Source organism: Mycobacterium barrassiae (assembly GCF_025822765.1).
GTDB lineage: Bacteria > Actinomycetota > Actinomycetes > Mycobacteriales > Mycobacteriaceae > Mycobacterium > Mycobacterium barrassiae.
The window spans coordinates 208,789-235,250 of sequence record NZ_JACKUK010000016.1 but is presented as its reverse complement, the minus strand read 5'-3'; the positions used below and the strand labels follow the sequence as shown (position 1 = coordinate 235,250).

At 66.0% G+C, this 26,462-nt stretch carries 17 protein-coding genes and 1 tRNA gene; 11 read left to right on the top strand and 7 right to left on the bottom strand.

The window, feature by feature from the left end; translation table 11 throughout:
- Positions 1-62: 62 nt before the first annotated feature.
- The 4 genes from H7J93_RS07005 to H7J93_RS06990 all read left to right on the top strand — a co-directional run bounded on the left by H7J93_RS07005 (position 63) and on the right by H7J93_RS06990 (position 6,201).
- Positions 63-1,589 (top strand): WS/DGAT/MGAT family O-acyltransferase, encoded by a 1,527-nt coding sequence (locus tag H7J93_RS07005; protein ID WP_267305562.1) that lies wholly within the window; start codon positions 63-65, stop codon positions 1,587-1,589.
- On the top strand, positions 1,586-3,199 hold the full coding sequence (locus H7J93_RS07000; RefSeq protein ID WP_267305561.1) for a long-chain fatty acid--CoA ligase: 1,614 nt from the start codon (positions 1,586-1,588) through the stop codon (positions 3,197-3,199). The genes H7J93_RS07005 and H7J93_RS07000 overlap by 4 nt, the downstream gene beginning before the upstream one ends.
- Before the next feature lie 11 nt (positions 3,200-3,210).
- Positions 3,211-3,810 carry a hypothetical protein gene (locus H7J93_RS06995; protein WP_267305560.1) on the top strand — a complete coding sequence of 200 codons (600 nt, stop codon included), beginning with the start codon at positions 3,211-3,213 and terminating at the stop codon, positions 3,808-3,810.
- Between the two features lie 63 nt (positions 3,811-3,873).
- Entirely contained in the window at positions 3,874-6,201 is a 2,328-nt protein-coding gene (locus tag H7J93_RS06990) for an arylsulfatase (RefSeq protein ID WP_267305949.1), read from the top strand.
- A gap of 233 nt (positions 6,202-6,434) precedes the next feature.
- On the opposite strand, the gene H7J93_RS06985 is transcribed toward H7J93_RS06990, so the two are convergent.
- The gene (locus H7J93_RS06985) at positions 6,435-7,655 is read right to left on the bottom strand and encodes a L,D-transpeptidase (protein WP_267305559.1); all 1,221 of its coding nucleotides are present in this window, start codon (positions 7,653-7,655) and stop codon (positions 6,435-6,437) included.
- 144 nt (positions 7,656-7,799) lie between these two features.
- On the opposite strand from H7J93_RS06985, the gene H7J93_RS06980 reads away from it, so the two are divergent.
- Positions 7,800-7,872: transfer RNA gene (locus H7J93_RS06980), tRNA-Lys, on the top strand.
- A 321-nt stretch (positions 7,873-8,193) separates the two neighbouring features.
- Positions 8,194-8,364, top strand: a complete 171-nt coding sequence (locus tag H7J93_RS06975; RefSeq protein WP_267305558.1) for a hypothetical protein — start codon at positions 8,194-8,196, stop codon at positions 8,362-8,364.
- A gap of 11 nt (positions 8,365-8,375) precedes the next feature.
- On the opposite strand, the gene H7J93_RS06970 is transcribed toward H7J93_RS06975, so the two are convergent.
- Entirely contained in the window at positions 8,376-8,603 is a 228-nt protein-coding gene (locus H7J93_RS06970) for a DUF3618 domain-containing protein (RefSeq protein ID WP_267305557.1), read from the bottom strand.
- Between the two features lie 113 nt (positions 8,604-8,716).
- On the opposite strand from H7J93_RS06970, the gene bcp reads away from it, so the two are divergent.
- Entirely contained in the window at positions 8,717-9,190 is a 474-nt protein-coding gene (bcp, locus tag H7J93_RS06965; RefSeq protein ID WP_267305556.1) for a thioredoxin-dependent thiol peroxidase, read from the top strand.
- Here bcp and H7J93_RS06960 read toward each other — a convergent pair.
- From H7J93_RS06960 to H7J93_RS06945, 4 genes are all read right to left on the bottom strand, one after another.
- Entirely contained in the window at positions 9,167-10,513 is a 1,347-nt protein-coding gene (locus H7J93_RS06960) for a dipeptidase (RefSeq protein ID WP_267305555.1), read from the bottom strand. The genes bcp and H7J93_RS06960 overlap by 24 nt on opposite strands.
- 86 nt (positions 10,514-10,599) lie before the next feature.
- Positions 10,600-10,992 carry a holo-ACP synthase AcpS gene (acpS, locus tag H7J93_RS06955; RefSeq protein ID WP_083153481.1) on the bottom strand — a complete coding sequence of 131 codons (393 nt, stop codon included), beginning with the start codon at positions 10,990-10,992 and terminating at the stop codon, positions 10,600-10,602.
- 24 nt (positions 10,993-11,016) lie between these two features.
- Positions 11,017-20,274 carry a type I polyketide synthase gene (locus tag H7J93_RS06950; RefSeq protein ID WP_267305554.1) on the bottom strand — a complete coding sequence of 3,086 codons (9,258 nt, stop codon included), beginning with the start codon at positions 20,272-20,274 and terminating at the stop codon, positions 11,017-11,019.
- Between the two features lie 491 nt (positions 20,275-20,765).
- Positions 20,766-21,488: a DUF1906 domain-containing protein gene (locus H7J93_RS06945; RefSeq protein ID WP_267305553.1), complete on the bottom strand. Its 723-nt coding sequence runs from the start codon at positions 21,486-21,488 to the stop codon at positions 20,766-20,768.
- A 202-nt stretch (positions 21,489-21,690) separates the two neighbouring features.
- On the opposite strand from H7J93_RS06945, the gene H7J93_RS06940 reads away from it, so the two are divergent.
- Genes H7J93_RS06940 through H7J93_RS06925 form a run of 4 tightly spaced genes read left to right on the top strand, consistent with a single transcriptional unit; the run spans position 21,691 to position 25,624 of the window.
- Positions 21,691-22,776 carry an ABC transporter ATP-binding protein gene (locus H7J93_RS06940; RefSeq protein ID WP_267305552.1) on the top strand — a complete coding sequence of 362 codons (1,086 nt, stop codon included), beginning with the start codon at positions 21,691-21,693 and terminating at the stop codon, positions 22,774-22,776.
- A 3-nt stretch (positions 22,777-22,779) separates the two neighbouring features.
- On the top strand, positions 22,780-23,973 hold the full coding sequence (locus tag H7J93_RS06935) for an ABC transporter substrate-binding protein (RefSeq protein WP_267305551.1): 1,194 nt from the start codon (positions 22,780-22,782) through the stop codon (positions 23,971-23,973).
- Positions 23,973-24,824: an ABC transporter permease gene (locus tag H7J93_RS06930; protein WP_276021551.1), complete on the top strand. Its 852-nt coding sequence runs from the start codon at positions 23,973-23,975 to the stop codon at positions 24,822-24,824. Before H7J93_RS06935 ends, H7J93_RS06930 begins: the two co-directional genes overlap by 1 nt.
- On the top strand, positions 24,824-25,624 hold the full coding sequence (locus H7J93_RS06925; protein WP_267305549.1) for an ABC transporter permease: 801 nt from the start codon (positions 24,824-24,826) through the stop codon (positions 25,622-25,624). The genes H7J93_RS06930 and H7J93_RS06925 overlap by 1 nt, the downstream gene beginning before the upstream one ends.
- Before the next feature lie 6 nt (positions 25,625-25,630).
- Here the strand turns inward: H7J93_RS06925 and H7J93_RS06920 are convergent, their stop codons facing one another.
- Entirely contained in the window at positions 25,631-26,404 is a 774-nt protein-coding gene (locus tag H7J93_RS06920) for a MerR family transcriptional regulator (RefSeq protein WP_267305548.1), read from the bottom strand.
- Positions 26,405-26,462: the final 58 nt, after the last annotated feature.

The window sequence follows — 26,462 nt, the reverse complement described above, 5'->3', positions numbered from 1 at the left end:
CGGCCACAGCGTTGGCGATCACAGACAAGAAAAGGGGGCGTCTTCTCGCAGACCATTAATGCATGCGACAACTGACCAGCCTCGACACTCAGTTCCTGGCCATGGAGAACGATCGGGTCCAAGGGCACGTCAGCGTTCTCGGAATCTACGACGCCCAGACAGTTTCTGGCCGCCCGCTCGACGCGGCGCTCGTCCGTGAGCTGATCAGCCGGCGCCTGCACCTGTTGCCCACGTTCCGCTGGCGGCTGGCGCAGGTACCGCTGTCCCTCGACTACCCGTACTGGGTCGACGATGGGACCTTCGACATCGAGTATCACGTCCGGGAACTCGCGCTGCCGGCGCCCGGAAACGACCGACAGCTTGCCGAACAGGTGGCCCGGATCATCGGCCGTCAGCTCGACCGGGCGCGGCCACTGTGGGAGGTCTACGTCATCGGGGGACTCGACGATGGCCGGGTGGCCGTGCTGACCAAGATGCATCACGCCGCTGTCGACGGGGTGTCGGGCGCCGAGGTCATGAGCATCCTGCTCGACGACAGCACCGACAGCGAACGCGATCCGGTACCTCCCGTGGTCGCCGAGCCGTTCCCCTCCGATCTTCACATGCTCGGCCGCGGGCTGGTCGGTCTCATGTGCCAGCCGCTGCGGGTGATGCGCGCAGGTCCAACCGCGCTGCCGCACCTCGACGACGTCCCGACCATCCGGCACCTGCCTGGCGTGAAGCTCGTCGCGCGCACCAGCAGGGCGATCAAACGCGCATTGCCGGCCTCGTCCAACGCGCTGCCGGTACCCGGTAGCGACATCGCGCCGCCCCGCACCCGATTCCAGGCGCGTGTTTCCCCGCACCGCCGCGTTGCGTTCGGGTCGATGTCGCTGCACGAGGTCAAGGCGATCAAGAACACATTCGGCTGCACGGTCAACGACGTCGTCATCGCGATCTGCACCTCGGGACTGCGCTCCTGGCTGAACGAGCACGATGAACTGCCCGCCGAGCCACTCGCCGGGTTCGTGCCGATGTCGGTGCGGACCCCGGAGCAGAAGGGCACCTTCGGCAATCGAGTGTCAGTGCTGCTGACCGAGCTACCGACGGATGAGGCCGACCCACTGCAGCGGTTGACCCGCATCAGCAACGCGATGCGGGCGGCGAAGGAGCGTCACCGCGCGTTGCCGGCGTCGTTGTTGCAGGACGCAAACCACTTCATCCCGCCCGCACTGCTCGCACAAGCCGCCCGCGCAACCTCGCGGTTGGCGGGTGTGCGCGGGCTGAATCAGCCTGCGAACGTGATGATTTCGAACGTTCCCGGTTCGTCGACTCCGCTGTATCTGGGTGGCGCCCGCCAGAACGCCCAATTCCCGGTGTCCGGTGTGCTCGACGGAATCGGCATCAACATCACCGTGATGAGCTACCAGGACTCGCTTGAGTTCGGCATCGTCGTCGACCGCGAACTGGTCGACGACGCCTGGCCGATCCTCGACGCGCTTCGCGCCGGACTGGCCGAACTCGCCGAACTCGCATCCGCGCACACCGCACCGCCGGAAGTCACCGCCTCGCACACCACAGCGTCGACCCGCAGAAAGGCCAGCTCATGACCTCCCACATCGCCAGCGGAAGCATGGACGACCACCAGCTCACACTGACCGGCATCGTTGAACGGGCCGAGCGGTTCCACGCCGATCGAGCGGTGATCTCGCGCCGGCCATCCGGTGCGGTGAGTCGGACCACCATCGGTGATTGCGCTTCACGCGCTCGCCGACTCGCAGGCGCGCTGCGCTCGCTGGGCGTCGGCGACGGCGACCGGGTTGCCACCCTGATGTGGAACCAAAGCGAGCACTTGGAACTGTATTTCGCAGTGCCCGCAATGGGCGCTGTCATCCACACCCTCAACCCGCGGCTCTTCCCCGACGAGCTCGGCTTCATCGTCAACGACGCCGCAGACAAAGTACTCGTCATCGATGAATCGCTACTGGAAATATTCGACAGCTTCTGCGCTACAACAGATTTAGCCCATATCGTCGTCGTCACACACACCGGCGAGGCACCTGCCGGAACGCTGGACTACGAGTCGCTGCTGGCGAACGCGGAGCCGGTCGAATGGCCTGCCCTCGACGAGCGTCAACCGGCGGCAATGTGCTACACCTCCGGCACCACAGGTCGCCCCAAGGGTGTCGTGTACTCCCACCGCGCCCTGGTGTTGCATTCCCTTGTCGCCGCGCTGCCCGACCAGCTGGCGGTGTCGGCCAGGGACACCGTCCTCCCGGTTGTACCGATGTTCCACGCCAACGCCTGGGGCCTGCCGTACGCCGCGGCACTCGCCGGAGCTCGGCTGGTATTACCAGGCCCGCGGCTCGATCCCGAGAGCGTGCTCGATTTGTGTGCAACCGAGCACGTGACGATGACAGCTGGCGTTCCTACCGTCTGGATGGGCATGCTCGCCGCGCTCGACGCCGAGCCTGACCGGTGGAAACTGCCAGAATTGGACCGGCTGATCGTCGGGGGTGCGGCGGTTCCGCAGTCGATGTTGGAGGGATTCGACCGCCACGGGCTGACCGTCGTGCAGGCATGGGGAATGACCGAAACCGCACCCCTGGGAGCGGTCTGTCGGCAACCCGAGCACCGGGACACGTGTGACCAGGAGGAGCGGTACGGCTACCGCATGCGCCAGGGCGTCGCCAGCCCATTCTTCGAGATCCGCGCCCGCGATGACGACGGCGACACGATCGCCTGGGACGACGCGGCGATGGGTGAACTGGAAGTGCGCGGACCTTGGGTTGCGGCCCGCTACCACGGCGGTCGTGGTGCCGAGAACTTCACCGACGATGGCTGGTTCCGCACCGGCGACGTGGTGCGCATCGATAGGCACGGTTGTATCCGCATCTGCGATCGCTCAAAAGATCTCGTCAAATCCGGCGGTGAGTGGATTTCATCAGTGGATCTGGAGAACCAGCTCATGTCACACCCCTCGGTCGCTCAGGCCGCCGTGATCGCGGTGCCCGACGACCGGTGGGGCGAGCGTCCGCTCGCGGTCGTGGTGCTACGGGACAACGCGAAGGCGTCGTCTGAAGAACTGCGCGAACACCTCGCCAAGGAGTTCGCCAAGTGGCAACTGCCCGATCGCTTCGAGTTCATGGAAGCGCTTCCCTGCTCTGCCACAGGCAAATTCAAGAAATCCGAACTGCGAACGATGTTCGCGACAGCATGAAAGGAACCGAAATGAACACATTTGACATCACCAAGACGAACCGCGCGGTGGAGCACCTGATCGAGACGATCGAGAACCCCCGCCACCTCTATCTGTTGCACGCCTACAACCGGCACCGCTACCTGGAGATGGCCGGCCGCTATCAAGAGATCTTCGCGCCCGACATGACCGTCGAACAGCCCGTCTATCACTTCAACATGCTGGGCAAGACCCTCACTCTCAGCGGCGCCGAGGCCGTCAAGGCCGTGTATCACGAATGGTCCGAATCCGCACAGTGCATCTTCTACGCCGAGGACGAAAAGCTGGCCGTGAGCGACCACATGATCGTGTCCACTTCGCTGATCTACCAGCAGACGCCTGGCCACGTGTTGGCAGCTGAGGGCGTGCCTGTCGACCCCAATGGGTATTACCTGGTCAAGACCGCCGAGCACATGATCTGGCCGTACGACGACCGGGGTCGGCTGATCGGCGAGGACGTCTGGGAGTACGACGAGACGGTGCGCGAGATCATCCCATTGCAGCCCGGCGACGTCCTCAACGCCGAGCAGTCGGCAAAACTGCTCGATCCACTGATCAAGCCGCTTCCGTCACACAATCCCTTCCTCGACTGACACCACGACGCCATGTCACTTCCCTACAGTGACAACGCACCCGAACACCGCGAAGGGACGACGATGACCAACGATGTGGTAGCTCCGAAACTGCCGGGCGGTGAGACCCTGCCGTTCGCGCCCGTGCCCTCGGCTAGTGTTGCCGGACGCACACTGCAGGAATCCACCTACGCCCAGCGCGTCGTCCCGCGGCGACTTGGCGACGGAGCGCCGAACGTGGTGATCGTGCTGATTGACGACGCAGGTCCGGGCCTGCCCACCACGTTCGGCGGCGAGGTCCGCACCGAAACCATGGACAGAATCTGCTCGGAGGGTGTGTCCTACAATCGGTTTCACACCACCGCGATGTGCTCGCCCACCCGGGCGTCGCTGTTGACCGGGCGCAACCACCACGAGATCGGCAACGGTCAGATCGCCGAGCTGGCCAATGACTGGGACGGCTACGCCGGCAAGATCCCGCGCAGCAGCGCGACGATGGCCGAGGTGCTCAAGCAGTACGGCTACGCCACGTCGGCATTCGGCAAGTGGCACAACACCCCGGCCGAAGAGACGACGGCGGCCGGTCCGTTCGAAAACTGGCCCACCGGACTGGGATTCGAGTACTTCTACGGCTTCCTCGCCGGTGAGGCGTCGCAGTACGAGCCGCATCTGGTGCGCAACACCACCGTGGTCGCTCCCCCGAAGACACCGGAAGAGGGCTACCACCTGTCCGAGGATTTGGCCGACGACGCCATAAGCTGGCTGAGGCGGCACAAGGCCTTCCACGCCGACAAGCCGTTCTTCATGTACTGGGCCAGCGGCTGTCTGCACGGACCGCACCACATTATGAAGGAGTGGGCCGACCGCTACGCCGGCAAGTTCGACGACGGCTGGGACGCGTACCGAGAGCGGGTTTTTGCCCGATCCAAGGCGAAGGGCTGGATCCCGCAGGACTGCCAACTCACCGAGCGCGACGCCACGCTGGCCTCGTGGGACAGCATCCCCGACGACGAGAAGCCCTTTCAACGTCGGCTCATGGAGGTGGCGGCGGGCTACGCCGAGCACGTCGACGTACAGGTCGGACGCATCGCCGACGAGCTCGACCGGCTCGGCTACGGCGACAACACGCTCTTCTTCTACATCTGGGGTGACAACGGCTCGTCCGGCGAGGGACAGAACGGCACCATCGCAGAGTTGCTGGCGCAGAACGGCATTCCGACCACCGTTCGCCAGCACATCGACGCCCTCGAGCAACTGGGCGGCCTGGACGTGCTGGGGTCGCCGCTGGTTGACAACCAGTACCACGCGGCATGGGCGTGGGCGGGCAGCACGCCGTACAAGGGTATGAAGCTGTTGGCATCGCACCTCGGCGGCACCCGCAATCCGATGGCGGTCAAGTGGCCGGCCAAAGTCGACCCCGACCCGACGCCTCGTGACGTGTTCCTGCACTGCAACGACGTCGTGCCGACCGTCTACGACGTCATCGGCATCGTTCCGCCGCGCACCGTCAACGGAGAACCGCAGATTCCGATAGCCGGGGCAAGCTTCGCCAGCACGCTGGTCGACCGTGCCGCCTTCGGCGGGAAGCCGACCCAGTACTTCGAGATCATGGGCAGCCGGGCGATCTACCACGACGGCTGGCTCGCGTCCGCGCGCGGTCCTCGGCTGCCGTGGGTGCCCGGTACGCCCGAGGGCATCGAGACGTGGACCCCGGACAACGACACGTGGGAGCTCTACCATCTGGACGAAGACTGGTCACAAGCGGCGGACCTCGCCGAGCAACACCCCGACAAACTGCTCCAGATGCGGGAGATGTTCGCGATCGAGGCCGCCCGGAACTCGGTGCTGCCCATCGGCGGCGGGCTGTGGGTCCCCGTCTACCACCCCGAGTTACGCATCGCGCCGCCCTACCGGGAATGGGAGTTCTCCGGCGACACCGTCCGAATGCCCGAATTCTGCGCGCCCGCATTGGGAAACAAGAACAACACCGTTACCATCGGGGCCGATCTGCCCGACAGCGCGAACGGTGTGCTGTACGCACTCGGGGCGGCCTCCGGCGGGCTGACGTGTTATCTGGACGATGGCTACCTCTGCTACGAATACAACCTGTTCATCCTGCAGCGCACAAAGATCCGCTCGGCGACGAAGCTGCCCGCGGGAACCGCGACGATCGTCGTAGAAACCCGCTACGCCGAGCAGCGGCCCGCGGGCCCGCTCGACGTCGCGCTGCGCGTCAACGGCGAGATGGTAGGACAGGGACAGGTGCCCATCAGCGCTCCGCTGCTGTTCACCGCCAACGACTGCTTCGACATCGGGATATGTCTGGGATCGCCGGTCTCGCTGGACTACCGAGAACGGGCCCCCTTCCCTTTCGAGGGGCACATCCACGGCGTCCACGTCGCCTACACCTGAGCCGCGATTTCTGCAACAGGGCTTCTTCGCTATTACTCATCCCACAATGCTGGTCAGCACTAGCTGCGCCGCTGGTCAAAGCGCTTTGACGGGCGTTTCACGCACTGCGATCAGTCTCCTGCGCGGGTTCGAGTCCCGTCAGCCACTCCGACGAGACACCGCCCGGCCTGAACCTCAGGACGGGCGGTGCTTTATCTGTCGGGATGACGCCCCTGACGGGCTCGCGAGGCGGGTCAGACGTTGGCGTTGCCGGCCTTCCACTGTGACCACGGGATGTTCCAGTCGCCCAGGCCGTCGGTGCCGGGCAATGTCGAACCCACAGTGTTGACCACCTCGACGATGTCTCCCCGCTTGGAGTTCTCGTAGAACCACTGCCCGTTACTAGTGCTCACGTTGACACACCCGTGGCTGACGTTGCTGTAGCCCTGGCTGCCCACCGACCACGGCGCCGCGTGCACGTAGATCCCGCTGTAGGAGATCTGGGTGGCCCAATCCACCTCGGTGCGGTACCCGTTCGGCGAGTTGGTCGGCACGCCGTATGTGGACGAGTCCATCACCATGTGCGATCGACGGTCACCGACGATGTACGTGCCGTTGTTGGTCGGTGTGCTGTTCTTGCCCATCGACACCGGCATGGTCTTGATCACTTCGCCGTTGCGCGTCACCGTCATGGTCTTGGTGTTGTCGTCGATGCGGCTGATCACCTCGTCGCCGATGGTGAAGTGCGTGGTGATGTCCTCCTGGCCGAACAAGCCGTCACCCAGGTCGACACCATAGGTCTTGACGTTCACCTCGACCGTCGTGCCCGGCCTCCAGTAATGCGCTGGGCGCCAACGCACTTCGCGATTGTTGAGCCAGTAGAACGCGCCCTCCACGGGAGGGTTGGTCGTGATCTTGATGGCCTGCTGGGCCGCCACCCGGTTCGGAATGTTCTCGTCGAACTGGACGGCGACCGGCTGGCCGACACCGACCACCTCGCCATCGCTGGGCACCACGTACGCCATCGTGAGGTTCTCCGGCGAGTGCGTCTCGAACGTCATCTGCCGCGAGGTGGCACCGCCGAGGCCCAAAGCTTCGGCGGTCAGCGTGTAGCGCTTGTTGTACCCGAGAGGTTCGGCGGTGGCCCACTGCAGCCCGTCGCGGCTGAGCTTGCCTTCAACGGGGTCGCCGTTTTCGTTGACCATGGTGACCGTGCCCAGAACGCCGTCCTCGGCGGTCACCGTCACGGGCACCGCGGTGCTCACGCCGACGTCCCCGTCCTTCACCGTCGACGCCAGCTTGGGTAGCAACAGGTCGCCGAAGGGGGTGCCCTTGTCAGCGATGACCTGCGGCGCCTGCGGCGCGGACTTGGTGCTGCACGCCGACAGCCCCACCACGATCGCAGGAACAAGCAGGACGGCTGCCAGCCATCTACGACTGCGCCGCGGACCGGCCTGGGACCTGACCTGCCACATTGTTTGCTCCACCTGACGAAGGGACGATTCTTGGCAATAGTCTAAGGGCAGCCGCGAGTGGCGGCACCTAAGACGACTTTGTCCTCCAGCGGTGACGGGTGCATTTCACCCTGTGCCGCGGGGCCTGTTATTGTCGCACACGCAGCGCCGTTAGCTCAGTTGGTAGAGCAGCTGACTCTTAATCAGCGGGTCCGGGGTTCGAAACCCTGACGGCGCACTCACGTCCTCCGCGCTCCGCCGGAGGCTACCTTCTCCGCACTATCTTTCCGCCCGTCTCGGGCGGTTGCGGCTTACGTTTGCGTCAGTACTTCGCCGGGCTCACCCGTTGACCTGCTGCGTGTGTGCTGGAACATAACTGAGCCTATCTACGCGACGGATTACGCTGGGCGAATGATCGTTGCGGAGGCAACTCTCTGCGCAGATTCTCTGGTTTCAAGCTGCACAAAGACCGCCTGTGATGTTAGAGTCCGGGTTAGCTGACAAACCCGGCCCCAGCCGGGTGGTGACAGTGTGAACTACGAGACAAGGACTTAGCTGGATGTCGCAGATTGGCGCATCGTTCGGAGTCGGCGTCGGTGACGCGCTGGCCGACGATGAGGTAACTGCGCACGGCCCGATCGCGGTGCACAACTGCAGCCGCATCGGCCGAGTGGCCAATCCGCCGAGCTCCTGGTTCTCCGAACTGTTTCGCGTGGCCCGTCGGCGCTGAGCCGACCCGCCTCAGCGCCGCCTGATTCGGCGTATTACGAGCACGATCACGACGGTGCCGACACCTGCCAGCGACACGGCCACCGCCGGCTTCTTGACGAAATTCACCAATCCGGCCTTGGCGTCATCGGCGAGCCGACGCGGGTTTGCGCGCTCAGCCAGGGAGTCGACGGTCAACGCCAGCTGGTCACGAGCCTGGTCGATCTCTTTCTTGATCGTGTCGGGGTCGCGGTCCGCCACGTCCACCTCCCATAAGCTCCAAGCCCTGCGCCAAGTCCGGTGCCTTGCGGAACTACCCTAGATCAGCTCGCAGTAATCGAAGTGAACCGGTCCACGAGAAGGGATGCGCGCGCGTGCCACAGACTCCGCGACTCGAGGTGGGCGACAAAGCCCCGTCGTTCAGCCTGCCCGACGCCGACGGCAAGATTGTCAAGCTCTCCGACTACAAGGGCCGCAAGGTCATCGTGTACTTCTACCCCGCCGCATCCACGCCCGGCTGCACCAAAGAGGCGTGCGACTTCCGCGACAATCTGCGCGAACTCAACGACGCCGGACTCGATGTCGTCGGAATCTCCCCCGACAAGCCCGAGAAGCTGGCCAAGTTCCGCGACAAGGAAAAGCTGACCTTCCCCCTGCTGTCCGACCCGGACCGCAAGGTGCTGACCGCGTGGGGCGCCTTCGGCGAGAAGATGATGTACGGCAAGAAGGTCGAGGGCGTCATCCGCTCGACGTTCGTGGTCGACGAGAAGGGCAAGATCGAGGTGGCGCAGTACAACATCCGCGCCACCGGCCACGTCGCCAAGCTACGGCGCGACCTGTCCGTCTGACCCCAAATTCGCCAGCAGCAGCGCTTCTGCGGTCGCTGCGCGTTCCAGCACACCCAGGTGCAGGCTCTCGTTGACGCTATGCGCTTGTGTCGCAGGGTCTTCCACACCGGTCACCAAGATCTTGGCCGACGGAAACGCCTTCGCGAACTCGGCGATGAACGGGATCGAACCACCCACACCGGTATCGACGGCGTCGGTACCCCATGCTTGCCGGAACGCCGAACGGGCCGCGTCATAGACCGGTCCGGTGGCGTCGATCGCGTACGGTTGGCCGACGTCGCCCGGTGTGACGGTCACCTGCGCTCCCCACGGCGCATTCCGCTCGAGGTGGCGCGTCAGAGCGGCCAGGTGTTCTTCCGCGTCGCCACCCGGCGCGACACGCATGCTCACCTTCGCCCGCGCCCGCGGAATCAAGGTATTCGACGCCTTGTCGATGGGCGTGGTATCGATTCCGATCACGGTGATCGCGGGTTTGGCCCAAAGTCGTTGCGGCACGGAGCCGGATCCGGTCTCGCGGACACCGTCCAGCACGCCGGTCTCCGCACGAAGCCGCTCCGGCGGGTAGTCGACGTCGGCCGCCTCGGCTTCGTGCAATCCTTCCACCGCCACGTTGCCCTCATCGTCGTGCAGAGTGGCCAACAGACGCACCAGCGCCGTCAATGCATCGGGAACAGCGCCGCCCCACAATCCGGAGTGCAGGCCGTTCTCCAGCGTCGCCACCTCGACGACGCAGTCGGCGAGTCCGCGCAGAGCTACCGTCAACGACGGCACCTCCGTGCTCCAGTTGTCGGAGTCGGCGATCACGATCACGTCGGATGCCAGCGCGTCGCGGTGCGCCTCCAGTAATCGGGACAGCGACGGCGATCCCGACTCCTCCTCGCCCTCGACGAACACCGTCACCCCTACCGGTGGGTTGCCGCCGTGCGCGCGAAAGGCCGCCAAATGTGTTGCGATTCCAGCCTTGTCATCGGCAGTGCCTCGCCCATAGAGGCGGCCGTCACGCTCGGTGGGCTCGAACGGCGGAGAATGCCACTGCGAGTGGTCGCCCTCCGGCTGTACGTCGTGATGGGCGTACAGCAACACGGTGGGCGCACCCGGTGGTGCCGGATGCCGGGCGATGACGGCAGGCGCGCCGCCCTCGCTGACGATCTGGACGTCCGTAAAGCCCGCCTCGGTCAACAGCTTTGCCACGGCGTCGGCGCTGCGAAACACCTCATCTCGGCGTGCCGGATCGGCCCACACCGACTCGATGCGCACCAGGTCCTCGAGATCCCGTCGCACCGCGGGCAGGACGTCGCGCACCCGCTGCACCAAATCGCTCATGGTTCGACGCTAACCGCGAAATTGCATTTCAGCAGGCCTCTACTCGCGATTTCCCTGCTGGAATGCAATTTCGGCGCAAGAAGCGCCTAACGCTCTTCCAGGATCACCACGGCGGCTGCCGTGTCGGCCTCGTGCGTCATCGACAGGTGAATCGTCACGTCCTTCAGGTGCTCACCGATCGCGCCGGTGAGCCGCACCTTCGGCCTGCCCCACATGTCGGTGACGACCTCGATGTCGCGGTGAATGCCCTCCGGCAGCATCGGCCGCTTGGCGAACCTCGACCCCGACCACGCCTTGATCACAGCCTCCTTGGCCGCCCACCGCGCCGCCAGATGCCGCGCCGCCGAAGAACTCTTGTCGGCGGCGTCGCGACGCTCACCGGGCGTGAACGTCTCCGCGAACACCGTCCCCGGCTGGTCGACCTGTGCGGCGAAGTCGGGGATGGAAACCAGATCGATCCCTACACCGACTACCGCCATGGGCAGCACGCTATATCACTGCCGTCAGGCCGTGTATACATCGTCCTCGCTCAGCCGCGCCGCGTCGTCGAGGAGCATTGTGGCTTCCTGTGCCTTCTCGGAGGTGTCGCCGGCGAACCGGCGGTCGGACGGTTTCTCGTAGAGCGGCCGCCCACCAGCGATCGCCGACGCCAGGCGCAGCTGACCGGCGAGCACCCGCGCATCTGCCCGACGCCGGTAGTCCTCACGCTGATCGGGGGCCAGCGCCGCGATGAACGCCTGCGGATGCACCAACGCCACCAGTCCGGACACGTGCCCGAACCCGAGGCTGGTGATCAGACCGGCCTTCAGCGGGAACTTGTCCCCCAGCTTCAGACTGTCGCGCAGCCAGACCATGTGGGCGGCGTTGGCGAGTTCGTCGTCGACGCAATCCAGGCTGCGGTTCGGCGGAATGACACCGTCGCGCAGGATCTGGCACAGCCCCATCATCTGGAACGCCGCGGCGCCGCCCTTCGAGTGACCCGTCAGGCTCTTCTGCGACACGACGAACAGCGGCGCACCCGGCGAGCGGCCCATCGCGTCGGCCAGCCGCTCGTGCAGCTCGGTCTCGTTCGGATCGTTGGCCAACGTGGAGGTGTCGTGCTTGGACACCACCGCGATGTCGTCGGCGCCGACGCCCAGCTTCGCGAGTGCCCGCGAAAGCTGCGAATCCTTGCCGCCGCGACCGGCAGCCAGCGCACCGAGCCCCGGCGCGGGGATCGACGTGTGGATCCCGTCACCGAATGATGACACGTATCCGACGACCGCCAGCACCGGCAGTCCCATCTTGCACGCGAGGGCGCCGCGCGCGAGCAGGATGGTTCCGCCGCCCTGCCCTTCGACGAACCCGAGCCGACGACGGTCGTTGGCGCGGGAGAACTTCGAGTCGCTGATGCCCTTGGCGCGCATCGTCGCGGTGTCCGCCGTCGCCGCCATGTCACCGAAGCCGATGATGGCCTCCAGCGTCAGGTCGTCATAACCGCCGGCGATGACGAAGTCGGCCTTGCCGAGGCGGATCTTGTCCACCCCTTCCTCGACCGAGATCGCCGCGGTGGCGCAGGCGCCGACCGGGTGGATCATCGCCCCGTAGCTGCCGATGTAGGACTGAACCACGTGTCCGGCAATGACATTCGGCAGGACCTCCTGCAGGATGTCGTTCGGCTTGTTCCGACCGAGCAGGTTGCCGTGGTACATCGTCTGCATCGACGTCATGCCGCCCATGCCGGTGCCCTGCGTGCTGGCCACCTGGCTCGGGTGCACCCAGCGCATCAGCTCGGTGGGGGTGAACCCGGCCGACAGGAATGCGTCGACGGTCGTGACGAGGTTCCACAGCGCCAACCGGTCGATCGACGACATCATGTCCGCGGGAACGCCGTAGACACTCGGGTCGAAGCCCGTGGGGATCTGTGCGCCAACGGTGCGGGTCAGCTTCGTCTTGCGGGGCACTCGAATCTCGGTGCCCGCCTTGCGCGTGACCTGCCAGTCGTTGCTGTCCGGTACCGGCGCGATGACGGTGTGCTCCGGATCGAACTCCACGAACGGCCGCGCCTCGGCCTCCGACGACACGACGAACGTGAAGTCCTTGTCGAGGAACACCGAAACCATGATCGGTGACGCGTGATCCGGATCGATCGCGCCGTCGTCGACGAACTCGCGGATGCCGACGCGCTCGATGACCGCGTCGTGGTAGCGCTCCACGAGCTCGCCTTCGTCGACGAGCTCGCCGGTATTGGTGTCGTACCAGCCCGGGGTGGGATCGTCCTCCCACTTGACCAGCCCTGTGGTCCAGGCCAATTCGAGCACGCCGGCGGCCGACAGCTCGTTGTCGACCTCCATCTCGAAGCGGGTCCGCGACGAGCCGTACGGCCCGAGTTCGGCACCGCCCACGATCACCACCAGATCGGCCGGGTCGACGTCGAGGTCGTCCCACTCCGGAGGCGGCGCGGCCTTGTATCCGCGTGGCGGCGACGGCAGCGCACGAATCGTGCCCGCCTCGTCGGCGTCCTGCTCCTCGTCAGCCTCGCCGAGCATCTCCTCGCGGGCCTTGGCCGCCAGCTCGGCCATGTCGAGATCGACATCGGCCAGGCCACCGGTCAGGTCGGCCTGCAGCGGCTCCCTGGCCGCGGCCACCTTGGACTCGATGTCGCACAGGTCGAGCAACATCGTCGCCATCTCGTCGGTGGTGTAGGTCGTCACACCGGCTTCCTCCACGGCGCCCACGATGGCGTCGTTGTGACCCATCAGGCCGGTGCCCTTCGTCCAGCCGATCAGCGCGTGCGCCAACGAAACCCGCTGCGCCCACGACGACTCGGCCTTCCACCGGGTCACCAAGGCGTCGAGCGCGGACTTGGACTCGCCGTAGGCCCCGTCACCGCCGAACATGCCGCGGTTCGGCGATCCCGGCAGGACCACGTGCAGTCGCGCCGCGATGTCGCGTTCGGCGCCGACATGCGAAAGTCCGCCGATGAGCCGCTGAACGGCCCACAGCAGGACCTTCATCTCGATCTCGGCACGCGAGCCGGCATCGGACAGGTCGCCGGCCACCCGCGGCGCTGCGAACGGGAACAGCAGCGTCGGCGTCAGCGCATCCTTGATGTGAATGGATTGCGGTCCAAGGCTTTCCGTCTGCTCCGTACCGACCCACTCCACAAGCGCGTCGATGTCGCTGTAGGACGCCATGTTCGCAGGCACGACCCACAACTTCGCTTCGTATCGGGCGTTGTTGCGGTACAGGGTGCGGTAGAACGCGAGGCGCTCGTCGTCCAGCCTCGAGGTGGTCGCGATGACCGTCGCCCCGCCGTCGAGCAGCTGAGCCACCACAGACGCCGCGATCGACCCCTTCGATGCACCGGTGACGACCGCGACCTCATCGCTGTAGCGGCCCTTGCCCGGGTTCTCCGCACCGGCCGCCGCGCGGCCGTACAGCGAGGCGTGGATGTTGCGACCCGTCGCCAGCGCCTTGCCCTGCCACCAGGTGGCCTGGGTGCCGACAATGTGTCCGGCACCTTCGAACCGCTGAGACAGGTGCTGCCAGTCGCGGTCGATCTCACCTTCGTCGAGCAGCCAGATTCTGGCCAGGTCCTCACGCGCGCTGGCCCAGCGGTCGTCGAACAGCACCGCCTTGCGGCCGTCGAACGTCGGCGCCACCAAACGCGGCCAGTCCGAACCCAATTCGGCGGTCACCAGATCGATGAGCTCGGCGTCCGTCGCCTCGGGCGCACTGACCGGAGTGTCCAGGCCCAGCTGACCCAGGATCAGGCGCGCCGCCGAGGCCAGCACACCGTTGGGCCCCGTCACCTGTTCGGCGAACTCACCCAGCGCGGCGGAATCGACCACGCCGCCACCGGCACCGGCCGCCGCGGGCATCGTGACCGCCACACCCTTACGTGCGCCAACCGCTGCCACTGCGGCGTCGATCACCTTGTCGACACTCGCCGCGTCCGCGACGGCGCCGTCGTGCAGGCCGCCCAACTGGCCGCCGCGCACGCTCGACCCCTCACGGGTGCCCAGCGCCACCTCGACGGTGACGTGCTTGACCCAGCCGTCGCCCAACTCCCAGGTCTTCTTGACCCGTTCGGCGATGTACGCAGGCCGCTTGCCCGACGGTCCGAGGACCGTGCGGAGCTGGTCGTTGATCGCGTCGGAAAGCACTGGGCCGTAAGGCTTGTAGGTGCGGGCCAGCTTGGTGACCTGTCCCTTCAGCCCGGCCAGATCGGCCTCCGCGGCGCCGTCGATGGCACCGAGGTTCAGCTCCGAACCGAGGTCGACCAGCAGCTGGTTGCGTCGTGACGACGCGCCATCCGTGATGGACTCGATGGAGTCCAGCGCTTCGATCTGATCGATGCGCATCTTCGCCGACAGCGCGATCAATGCCATCGTGGCATCCGCCGCGTCGAAGACGAGGTCATCCGGACGCGGAGCGCCGGCGGGCGCGACATTGGATGCCGGCCCGCCCGACATTGTGGCAGGGACGGGTGCGGCCTCGACGGGGGCGGCCGCTTCCACCGGTGCGGGTGCCGCGTCGACCTCGACGTCATCGTCGAGTTCGGGCTCGGGATCGGTGTCCGTCGCGAACAGCACCGCGGCGTCGCGCTCCGAGTTCAACACTTCGGTTGTGCTGTGCGAATACTCGGGCAGCTTCAGGGTGTTGGCGGCGAGGCCGGCGACCGTCGGAGCCGACTTGACGCCGATCTCGACGAACCGCTCGATGCCGAGACCACCCGCAGCCTCCTCGATGAAGAGCAGATCCTGCGTCTCGATCCAGCGCACCGGGCTGGCGAACTGCCATGCGAGCAGCTCGATGACGACCTTGCGCATCAACTCGCGAGGCTTCTCGTTCCGCCACGTGTCGTAGTCGGCGAGGATCTCGTCGAGCGGTTCGGCGGGCACCAGATCGCGGATCTCCTGGATGAAGTCGCGGTCCAACGTGAACGGCCGTGGCACCAGGTTGGGGATGTATCTGCCGACGATCAGGCTCGGGTCCTGATCGCGCGGCATGACGCGCTCGAGCGAGCGGCGGAAGTCGGCGACACCGACGCGCAGCACAGACGAGTGGAAGGGCACGTCGATACCCGGTACCAGGATGAACGAGCGCTTGCCACCGGTGATCTCGCGACGCTTCTCGACCTCTTCCTCGAGCACCTCGAGACCGCGCACCGTGCCCGCGATGGCGTACTGCGAGCCGCGCAGGTTGAAGTTCACGATCTCCAGGAATTCACCTGTGCGCTCGGAGATTTCGGCGACGAAGTCGACGACCTCGGCGTCGTCGAGATCGATCTGCGACGGCCGGATCGCGGCCAGCCGGTAGTTAGACCGGCCGAGGTGGTCGCGCGGGACGATGTCGTGCATCTTGCTGCCGCGGTGGAACACCACCTCGAGCAGCGCCTCGAGCTCGTAGACGCCACTGACACAGGCCAGTGCGGTGTACTCGCCGACCGAGTGGCCGCAGGCGATCGCATCCTCGACGAACGCGCCCTGCTCACGCATCTCGGCCACCTGGGCGGCCGCGACGGTCGCCATGGCCACCTGAGTGAACTGTGTCAGGAACAGCACACCGTCGGGATGGTGGTAGTGCACGCCGCTGGCGATCAGGCTGGTCGGGTTGTCCCGCACCACATGGAGCACGGAGAAGCCCAAGGTGTCGCGGGTGAACTTGTCCGCCTTGTCCCACACCTTGCGCGCGGCCTTGGACCTGGCGCGCACCTCCATACCCATGCCCTTGTGCTGAATGCCCTGGCCGGGGAACGCATAGACGGTTTTCGGGGCCGCCAGCTGTGCGGTCGCCGACATCACGAGCTCGTTGTCGACCCGCGCGGCGACCTCGACGATCTCTGCGCCACGGTCGATTCCGACCCGGTCGACCCGGAACTCGATGTCATCACCCGGCAGGACCATGCCGAGGAATCGCGACGTCCAGCCGACAACGCGGGCCGGCGGAGCGGGCTTGCCGTCGGTGGCGGCGACGACGTGTTGCGCGGCCGCCGAGAGCCACATGCCGTGCACGATGGGCGATTTGAGCCCGGCCAGCAGCGCGGCGGCACGGTCGGTGTGGATGGGGTTGTGGTCGCCGGAGACCACCGCGAACGCCCGCATGTCGGTCGGTGCCGTGACGGTGACGTCGCGGCGACGACGGCGTGGCGTCTCGGTCGCGTTGTCGGTGATCGCACCACCGGCACGCGGCGGATCGTCCAGTTCGACGCCACCGGTGCGGCCCCGGATGGCGAACCGCTCCTGCAGTTCCGCCAGGACGTTGCCGTGGGCATCGGACACCTTCACGGCGACCGGCACGACGCGGCCGTACTCGGTGTCGAAGGCTGCCGAACTCGTTGCGGTGACCGTCAACTCGGCGGTCGTCTTCGGCATCGGCGCGATCAGATGCGCGGCGTGGTCCAGGTGGACCAGGCTCAGCAGACCCTCGACAACGGGGACACCGTCGTCGGTGACCGCGGCACCGATGGCCGCGAAGACCGCAGGCCAGCAGTGGCCGACGAGCGCATCGGGCACCAGGGTGAGACCCGGCGCGAGCGGTGCGCCGAACGTCGCGGTGACACCGGTGTGGTCGGCGACCTGCTCGGGATCCCATTCGACGGTGACCGTCGAGGTGTTGTCGTGCACCGGAGGCAATGCGTCCGGGCCGTCGACTCCCGCGGCGATCGCGAGGACCGAGCGCATGGCCTTCGACGCGTCCTCGACGGTGACGACAGGCATGCCGCCGTTGACGGTGCAGGGCGGGAGCGTGAATCGGATGTCGATCCAGATATCGCTCAGCGGCACACTCAGCGTGACCGTGCCCTCGGCCGTGAGCTCGAGCCGTGCACCCGTGGATGGGTGTGTGGCACTGCGGTTTTCGTTGGCCTGCCATTCGTGCGGCGCGCCGATGCGGTGCACGGGGTTGATGGCGGTCCGGCCGGCCCACAGCACGTCGGGCGAATCGAGCACGACCGCGAGCGCACCGGTGACGTCGTTGCGGGCCTGGCGGCGGGACACCACAGGAACCGGCTCGGCACCCGATGCGACCAGCTCGTCGATCGAGGCCTGCTCGAAGCGGTCCAGCAGTTCGCCGACCGGCTCGTCGACCCGCGTGATCCCGGCGACCGACTGGGTGCCGGGGATGATGCACACCTGGTCGGCGGTGTAGCGCGCGTCGTGGGCCTGCCACAGCGAGTCGCTGCGCCACCACCGACGCACATCCTTGTCGATGACGGGCACGAAGTTGACGGGCTTGCCCATCGTCTTGCAGAGCGTGATGAAGAACGGCACGTCGGCCGGGTGCAGCTTGAGCGTCTGGGCGTCCGGGTAGCGCTCCAGCAGCTGATCGATCGCGGCCTGCGGATCGTCAAGCAGCGCTTGGCCTTCGGGCGTGTCTCCGTACAGCGTCTCGATCCGGCCGGAGTCCTGCGGATGCAGGCGCGCCTCGGCGCGCTTGAGCATCTCGGCGAACCGGTCGCGCCAGGTGTCCGCGATCCACGGGCTGTCGGGCGATGCCGTGTCGGCCGTGCTGTCGCCGTCACCGATCGTCAGCTCGACATAACGGTTGAGCCACTGCAGGTAGGTCATCTCGCTGACATCGCCGAAGTACGGCTTGGCCGTGTTGGCCATCGCGGCGATCAGCTCGTCACGACGCGCCGCGACGGCATCGGCGTCACCGGCGACCTCGTCGAGCAGGCGACCGCACCGCGACGCCGTGTTGTCGATCTCGTGGATGTCGGCGCCCAGCTGGCTACGGCTGGAAGCCATTCCGCCGCTGGCTTTTCCGGCGCTGATCCAGTCGTCGGTACCGGTGGTGTCAACCAGCATCTGCTTGACGGCCGGCGAGGTGGTGGCCTCCAGGGTCGCCATCGCCGCGGTTCCGACGAGGATCCCGTCGACCGGCATCTCGGGGAATCCGTAGGCCGTGGCCCAGGCGCCCGACAGGTACTCCGCGGCACGCTCCGGCGTGCCGATGCCACCGCCGACGCAGACGGTGATGTTGGTCAGCTTCCGGAGATCGGCGTACGTCACCAACAGAAGGTCGTCCAGGTCCTCCCACGAGTGGTGACCGCCCGCGCGCCCACCCTCGATGTGCACGATCACGTCCTTGTCGGGCACCTCATTCGCGATCTTGATGACCGCCTTGATCTGGTCGACCGTGCCCGGCTTGAACACCACATTGCTGATGCCGACCGAGTGCAGCTCGTCGATCAGCTCGACGGCCTCCTCGAGGTCGGGGACGCCTGCGCTGACGACCACGCCGTCGATCGGCGCGCCGGACTGACGTGCCCTCTGCACCAACCGCTTTCCGCCGACCTGCAGTTTCCACAGGTAGGGATCCAGGAAGAGCGCGTTGAACTGCACCGCGCGACCCGGCTCGAGCAGGTTTGTGAGCTCGGCGATGCGGTCGGAGAAGACCTCCTCGGTGACCTGACCGCCGCCGGCGAGTTCGGCCCAGTGGCCGGCGTTGGCGGCCGCGGCGACGATCTTGGCGTCGACGGTCGTGGGGGTCATGCCGGCGAGCAGGATCGGCGACCGCCCGGTCAGCCTGGTGAACTTGGTGGACAGCTTGACCGAACCGTCGGGCAGCTTCACGGTGGTCGGCTTGAAGCTCGACCACGGCGGCAGCACCTCGGGCTCGGCGCCGACGGTGAACAGGTTGCGCTGCCCGGCGCGGGTGGCCGCGGGAACGATGCCGATGCCGAGTCCGCGGATCACCGGTGCTGTCAGGCGCGTCACGGTGTCGCTCGGTCCGAGGTCGACGATCCACTTGGCGCCCGACTCGTGGAGCCGCTCGATCTCGGCCACCCAGTCGATCGGGCGAACGAAGATCGATTCGGTCATCTCGTGGGCCATCTCAGCGTCGATGCCGCACTTCTCGGCCCAGCGGTCGACCACCTCGACGCCGTCGGCCAGACGTGGGGTGTGGAAGCCGACCTCGACCTGCACCCCGTGGAACTCGGGTGCGAACACGGCACCGCCGCGGATCTTGTTCTTCCGTTCGGCCTCTTCGCGTTCGGTGATCTTGCTGCAGTAGAGCTGGAACCGGCCGAGTTGCTCCGGCGTACCGGTGATGACGACGGAACGCCTGCCGTTGCGGATCGACAGCACCGGCGGGAGCACCGTGCGGACGTCCTTGCTGAACTCCTCGAGCAGTTCGCCGATGCGTTCCGGGTCGACGTTGGTCACCGACATCATCGGCGTCTTGTCGCCGCGGCCGACCATGCCGCGGCGGCGCGACACCAGCGAGCCAGCCGCGCCGATCAGCTGCAGTAGCGCCAGCAGCTCAGCATCCTTCGCGCCCCTGGCCCGCAGCGCCTCGCAGGCGATGACGCCCTGCGAGTGGCCCGCCATCGCCACCGGCGGCGTGTTGTACAGATCCAGGCCCTGCCTCGTGAGCGCGCGGACGGCGGCCATCTGGGCCAGCAGGATGCCTGGGCCAGAGATCGCGGCCGTGACGAGTTGTTTGGTGGCCGGTAGCGGCTCCTCAGCGGCGAGGGCACGAACCCACTGCAGGGGCTCGAAGCCGATCGGCCGCACGACGACCAGCTCGCGGGCGACGGGCTGCAGCAGCAGCTCGGCCTCGCCGACTACCTCACTGAGCTCGGACTCGATACCGGCGGAGCTCACCAGCTCCTCGAGGTTCTCCAGCCAGGACGCACCCTGGCCGCCGAACGCGACGGCGTACGGCTCACCGGCGTTCAACCGATCGACGAGCGCGTGCGCGGTGGGACGGGCTCCCGAACGCTCGGTGGTTGAGTCGGCGGTCACCCGGTGCTGCTCGTTGATCGTCACGTGTCGTGTTCTCCTCGGTACTGTCTGCGCGTATCGCTCGTCGTCTATGGCGGCTGTGTCGTCTCTAGAAGCTCAGCCGGCCCACGCTCCCGTGCGGGGCCTTGCGATTCAGCGTCGAATCCGACTCGTTCATCCGGTCCAGCGGACATTCCAGCCGTACTAAGAGTGTCATAAGAGACGACCCCATTTTCGCCCCCAAAATGGTTACTAGCGAGTTCTACGCATGGGTAACAGCCCCTTGGATAACGCGGGCCCTCGAGCGGGCGGAACCCTTCCGGGACAAACGTCCTGCATGCGGGTGGTTACGGTCGAGTAAGTGCAACTGCGCAGATCAAAGCAGTACTGTTATGGAATCGTTACATAAAATTTCCGGCGCTTTCGGCGGGCGCCGCCGCGGCGCGCTGAGACGACAATCGGACGAGATTTGTCTCATCGGCGGCGCCGGCGACGTCAAAAAGTTTGCTGGCGATACTTACTCGTCGGTAATGTTTTCAGTCCCACTGCCCGAATTGGGGCTTCAAAATGTGGTTGATGTCGACACCGACTCCCCCGACCGATCGCTTGTCGATTTCGACCTGATGTAGATGCGCGGCCGGATGGGCGATCTTGCCCGGGGAGCCCCAGTTGTGCTGCCAGAAGTAGGCGCCCAGCCCGTCCTGCAGCGCCCACTCGATGGTCTTGGAGTTGGCGTACACGCCGGTGCGCTGATGGCCCAGCACTGCTTCCCAACCGCGTAGGTAGGGCGCGACCTGCTGCTTGTACTGCTCGTATGTGGGATCGTCATCGATCGACGCATAGATCGGCGCGCCGTAGGAGCCGCCCGCGGCGACGTGTAACTCCCAGCCCCGCTTGGCATGTGCCACGCCGGCGTTCTGCCCGCCGAGCCAGTCCGCAGTGTCCTGCTTGCCGAACTGGTAGCAGGACACGATCTTGAGCCCGTTTTGGTAGAGGTCACGTGCCTCGGGCAACTGGATCGGCTTGCCGAGCATCCATTGGCCGCCCGGTCGACGGTCCGAGACGTACCGAATCGCACCCACCGCGCCTGAGGCGCGGATGTCGCTGGCACGGATGACCCCGGCGGCGTAGTCGAGAAGGATGCCCAGCGGCGCCGCGGACGCCGTTGCTGACGTCAGCCCCTGCAGGCCGGCGCCGACCGCGAGGGCGGCAGGCACTGCCGCCGCACCTTTCAGCACGTCGCGCCGGGAAATTGACACGTGCCACAGAGTACGACAAATGCATCACAATTCACCCCAGCGCCACTGGTCACAGCTGCATCAAGATTTACGCCGCCGCCTGTGGGGATCGCACGGACCCGGCGTAGTAGCCGAGCGAATTCGGAGTGCGGAATTTCGCCGTTATTCGACGTTGTTCGACGTTGAAGTGGCGGTCCGAGCATGCGGATCCATACGATTGGCCATGCCTTCGGACACAATCGGCGCAGATTCCGCTGTGAATGCGGCGTCTGACGTTCGGAATCCGCAGGTCGAGCTGATCGGTGTCCGCAAGGAGTTCGGTACAGGGGTCGTGGCTGTCGACGGCGCCGACCTCACTGTCGGCGACGGCGAGCTGTTCGCGATCCTGGGCCCGTCCGGATCGGGCAAGACCACCGTCCTGCGCATGATCGCGGGATTCGAGCAGCCCACCTCGGGCGTGATCAAACTCGGCGGCGTCGACGTCACGGGCCTGCCCGCGCGGCATCGCGACGTCAACACCGTGTTCCAGGAGTACGCGCTGTTCCCGCACATGACTGTCGCGCAGAACGTGGAATACGGCTTGAAGGTGCGTGGCGTACCGAAGGCCGAGCGCAGGCGGCGCACCGCCGATGCGCTCGACATGGTCCGGCTGACCGAGCACGCGCGACGGCGCCCGGCACAGTTATCGGGTGGGCAGCAACAGCGCGTCGCGCTGGCGCGGGCACTTGTCGGGCGGCCGCGGGTGTTGCTACTCGACGAGCCCCTCGGCGCGTTGGACCTCAAGCTCCGCGAACAGATGCAGATCGAACTCAAGGCGATCCAGCGCGAAGTCGGCATCACGTTCGTGATCGTCACCCACGACCAGGACGAGGCACTGAGCGTCTGCGACCGGTTGGCCGTGTTCAACCACGGACGCATCGAGCAGATCGGCGCGGCACGCGACGTCTACGAAAACCCGGTGAACAGATTCGTGGCCGGTTTCGTCGGAACCTCGAATGTGCTCGACGGCGCCGCGGCCGAAGCGCTCGTGGGACGCCCGGGGATGTTCGTGGTCCGACCCGAGCGCATCGGGGTGTTCGCGGCCGGCACCGACTCGGTACCCGGCGTGCGGACGGTCGCCGCGACGGTCTCGGAGCTCATCTACGCCGGCCCCACTACGCGGATCACCGCGCACACGCAGGTCGGCGTCACCTTGACCGCAACGGTTCTCACCGCCAGTACTTGGCTACCTCCAGACCTGCAGCACGGAAGCGCAATAACGTTGGCATGGCCGGACAAAGCCGTGCACACCTTGACGAAAGAGGAGTGACGTATGCCGTCGAAGTCACGAGCCGCCCTGGTGCTCACCGCATGCGCCTTACTCGTGCTGGCCGGCACCACCGCCTGCGGTTCCGAGCAATCCAGCACCGGCGAGAAACCGCCGAAGATGGATCCACTGTCCGCCGTCGGCGACGGTGAGGGCGAGCTGAACCTCATCGCGTGGGCGGGCTACGCCGAGGATGGCTCGAACGACAGCACGGCCGACTGGATTACGCCGTTCGAGCAGCAGACCGGATGCCAGACCAACGTGAAGATCGGCAACACCTCCGACGAGATGGTCGCGCTGATGCGCAGCGGTCAGTACGACGGCGTGTCGGCGTCCGGCGACGCGACGCTTCGACTCATCTATGCCGGCGACGTGGCGCCGGTCAACACCGATCTCATCCCGAACTACGCCTCGATTTCGTCGTTCCTCAAAGACAAGCCGTGGAATTCGGTGGACGGGCAGATGTATGGGGTCCCCCACGGTTGGGGCGCCAATCTGCTGATGTACAACATCGAGGTCGTTCGCGATGCGCCCAACTCGTGGTCGGCGGTGTTCGACGACGCGAGCAAGTATCGGGGCAAGGTCACCGCCTACGACTCCCCCATCTACATCGCCGACGCGGCCTTGTACCTGTCCAAGACCAAGCCCGATCTCGACATCAAGGACCCGTATTCGCTGACGCCTGAACAACTCGACGCCGCCACCGAACTGCTCATGAAGCAGCGCGAGAACATCGGCGAGTACTGGTCGGACTACACCAAAGAAGTGCAGGCGTTCGAGTCCGGCACCTCGGTCATCGGGACGACGTGGCAGGTCATCGCGAACACCATCGGCGCGGGAAACCGGGTGCAGGTCAACACAGTTCTGCCCAAAGAGGGTTCGACCGGGTGGTCGGACACCTGGATGATCTCCTCGAAGGCCGCGCATCCCAACTGCATGTACAAATGGATGAACTGGATCACCTCGCCGGAGGTCAACGCGGAGGTCGCCGAGTTCTTCGGCGAGGCGCCCGCCAACGCCGAGGCCTGTGAGCACACGGCCCAGGCGGACTTCTGCGACATCTACCACGCCACCGACGAAAGCTTCGCGTCCAAGATCCACTACTGGACCACACCGCAGAAGAACTGTGTCGATGGCAGCGGTGACAACTGCACGGCCTACAACGAGTGGGTCGACAAGTGGCAGCAAATCAAGGGCTGATGCCGCGCGGGGTCGCCCAGTCGGTAACGGTACGGCGGCGCATCAGCCTCGCGCTGCTGCTTGCACCGCCGTTGACCTGGCTGGTCGTCGCCTACCTCGGCTCCCTTGCAGTGCTTTTGGTTTCGGCCTTCTGGAGCACCAACTCCTTCACCGGCGCGGTGGTGCACTCGTTCACCCTGGACAACGTCACACGGGTGCTGACCGATGACGTCTTCCGGACGGCGACGGTGCGGACCGTGTCGGTGGCGTTGACGGTCACCGTGCTGTGCGCGGTGCTTGCGGTGCCGCTGGCGTTCTACATGGCCAAAATCGCCACGCCGCGAGTGCGATTGGCGCTCGTGGTGGCGGTGACGACACCGCTGTGGGCCAGTTATCTGGTGAAGGCGTACGCGTGGCGGATGCTGCTGTCTCCGGAGGGGCCGCTGTCGTGGGCGACGGACTACACCCCCGGATACGGACTGGTCGCCACCATCATCACCCTCACCTATCTGTGGCTGCCGTACATGGTCATCCCGGTGTTCGCGGCGTTCTCCCGTGTGCCGGACTCGCTGATCGACGCGAGCTCCGATCTCGGGGCCTCCGACGCAGCCACACTCCGAATGGTGGTGGCGCCGTTGGTGTTCCCAGGTATCGCGGCCGGATCGATCTTCACCTTTTCCCTGTCATTCGGCGACTACATCGCGGTGACCATCGTCGGCGGCAAGACCCAACTGCTCGGCAACATCATCTACGGCCAGCTGGTCACGGCCAACAACCAACCGCTGGCCGCGGCGCTGTCGATCATCCCACTGCTGGCAATCGTGGCCTACTTGCTCGCGATGCGCCGCACCGGCGCATTGGAGAACGTCTGATGCTGTCGCCCACTGCACGCCGCCTGGTCGTGGGATGGACACTGCTGGTACTGCTGTTCCTCTACGTGCCGCTGCTGCTCGTCGTGGTCAACGCCTTCAACAGTTCGCGCACGTTCGCCTTTCCCCCAACCGGTTTCACCATGCACTGGTGGTCGGACGCCTGGAACAGCGATGGCATGTGGCAGTCGCTGGGGAATTCAGCGGTGGTCGGCCTTGGCGCGACGGCCATCGCGCTGGTCCTGGGCACCATGGCCGCCGTCGCTGTGCAGCGCTATGACTTCTTCGGCAAGCATGTGGTGAGTTTTCTTGTGGTACTGCCGATTACGCTGCCCGGGATCGTCACCGGCATCGCCTTGAACGCGACGTTCACCTCCGCGCTGGGCGTGGGCCTTGGCCTGGCCACTGTCATCATCGGACACGCGACGTTCTGCATCGTCATCGTCTTCAACAACAGCCAGGCGCGACTGCGTCGGATGGGCGGCCATCTCGAAGACGCATCGGCCGACCTGGGTGCGTCGCCGTGGCAGACGTTTCGCTACGTGACGTTCCCGATGCTACGAGGTTCGCTGGTGGCGGGCGCGGTGTTGGCCTTCGCGTTGTCCTTCGACGAGATCGTCGTCACCACCTTCACCGCGGGACCGACGGTGCAGACGCTACCCATATGGATTTTCGGAAACCTGTTCCGCCCCAACCAGGCCCCCGTGATCAACGTGGTCGCCGCCGCGCTGACCATCGTCGCGATCATTCCGGTGTGGCTGGCTCAACGCTTCGGCGGTGACCCCGCGAGCACCAGACTCTAGCCGGGTTTACTGTCGCCCGGCTTCGCTCAGGACCCCGGTGGTGTAGCGCGATATCGCAGCCGACTGCTGGCGCCGCAGTGATTCGCTCAACCGGTCCGACACGACCCGGTCCCATAGATCGCGGTAATCCTGGGTGATTCGCTCGAGTTCGTCGATCTCGCTTCCCCGCAGCACATGCTCATCACCGAGCTTCGCCTCGACACACTGTTCCAGTGCCTGGAGGAACGCGAGGGCCAGACCATCGATGGCGTTACGGGTCGAGTCGCAGATCTGCAGCAGGGCGCGAACGTACAGCAGGTGGTCCTTGGTGCGCCCCAGAATCTCGGCGATCCTCGGATCCAGACAGACAACGCGGCCGTTGCGCATCTCGGCAAGGCCGGACTCGATCAGCTTGCGCGCCTCGCTGCCGGCCGGATCGATGTCGATGACGTGTTGCCCGACCGACGCAGGCCCGCCGTCCTGTGGAGTCGCCTGGTCCGACACGCCCTCGGGGTATCCGTCCGCGCGCGGTCCCAGGAGGGCGCGCTGGATGCCAAGGATGTCAGCGAGGTCGGCACCCTGGCGCATGCTGGCGAAAAACTCGGCGATGTGAGCCGAGTTGAAGCCCCGGTTCAGCAGCTGCGTGATGGTGCGTAACTGTGAAAAGTGGTAGTCGTCGTAAAGCGCCGCACGACCGACCCGGCGCGGCGGATCCAGCAACCCTCGTTCTCGATAGGCACGGATGTTGCGTGCACTGACTCCGGAGATTTTCGCGAGTTCGTCAAGCCGGTACTCAGCCAATGCAGCGCACCCCGATCTGGACCGGGGCGCGGACGAGCTGATGACCGCGACGGCTCAT

Excerpts from the sequence above, each read along its gene's own strand:
- H7J93_RS07005 (WP_267305562.1), top strand. The coding sequence starts at position 63 with ATGCGACAACTGACCAGCCTCGACACTCAGTTCCTGGCCATGGAGAAC.
- H7J93_RS07000 (WP_267305561.1), top strand. The coding sequence starts at position 1,586 with ATGACCTCCCACATCGCCAGCGGAAGCATGGACGACCACCAGCTCACA.
- H7J93_RS06995 (WP_267305560.1), top strand. The coding sequence starts at position 3,211 with ATGAACACATTTGACATCACCAAGACGAACCGCGCGGTGGAGCACCTG.
- H7J93_RS06990 (WP_267305949.1), top strand. The coding sequence starts at position 3,874 with ATGACCAACGATGTGGTAGCTCCGAAACTGCCGGGCGGTGAGACCCTG.
- H7J93_RS06985 (WP_267305559.1), bottom strand. The coding sequence starts at position 7,655 with ATGTGGCAGGTCAGGTCCCAGGCCGGTCCGCGGCGCAGTCGTAGATGG.
- H7J93_RS06975 (WP_267305558.1), top strand. The coding sequence starts at position 8,194 with ATGTCGCAGATTGGCGCATCGTTCGGAGTCGGCGTCGGTGACGCGCTG.
- H7J93_RS06960 (WP_267305555.1), bottom strand. The coding sequence starts at position 10,513 with ATGAGCGATTTGGTGCAGCGGGTGCGCGACGTCCTGCCCGCGGTGCGA.
- acpS (WP_083153481.1), bottom strand. The coding sequence starts at position 10,992 with ATGGCGGTAGTCGGTGTAGGGATCGATCTGGTTTCCATCCCCGACTTC.
- H7J93_RS06940 (WP_267305552.1), top strand. The coding sequence starts at position 21,691 with ATGCCTTCGGACACAATCGGCGCAGATTCCGCTGTGAATGCGGCGTCT.
- H7J93_RS06935 (WP_267305551.1), top strand. The coding sequence starts at position 22,780 with ATGCCGTCGAAGTCACGAGCCGCCCTGGTGCTCACCGCATGCGCCTTA.
- H7J93_RS06930 (WP_276021551.1), top strand. The coding sequence starts at position 23,973 with ATGCCGCGCGGGGTCGCCCAGTCGGTAACGGTACGGCGGCGCATCAGC.
- H7J93_RS06925 (WP_267305549.1), top strand. The coding sequence starts at position 24,824 with ATGCTGTCGCCCACTGCACGCCGCCTGGTCGTGGGATGGACACTGCTG.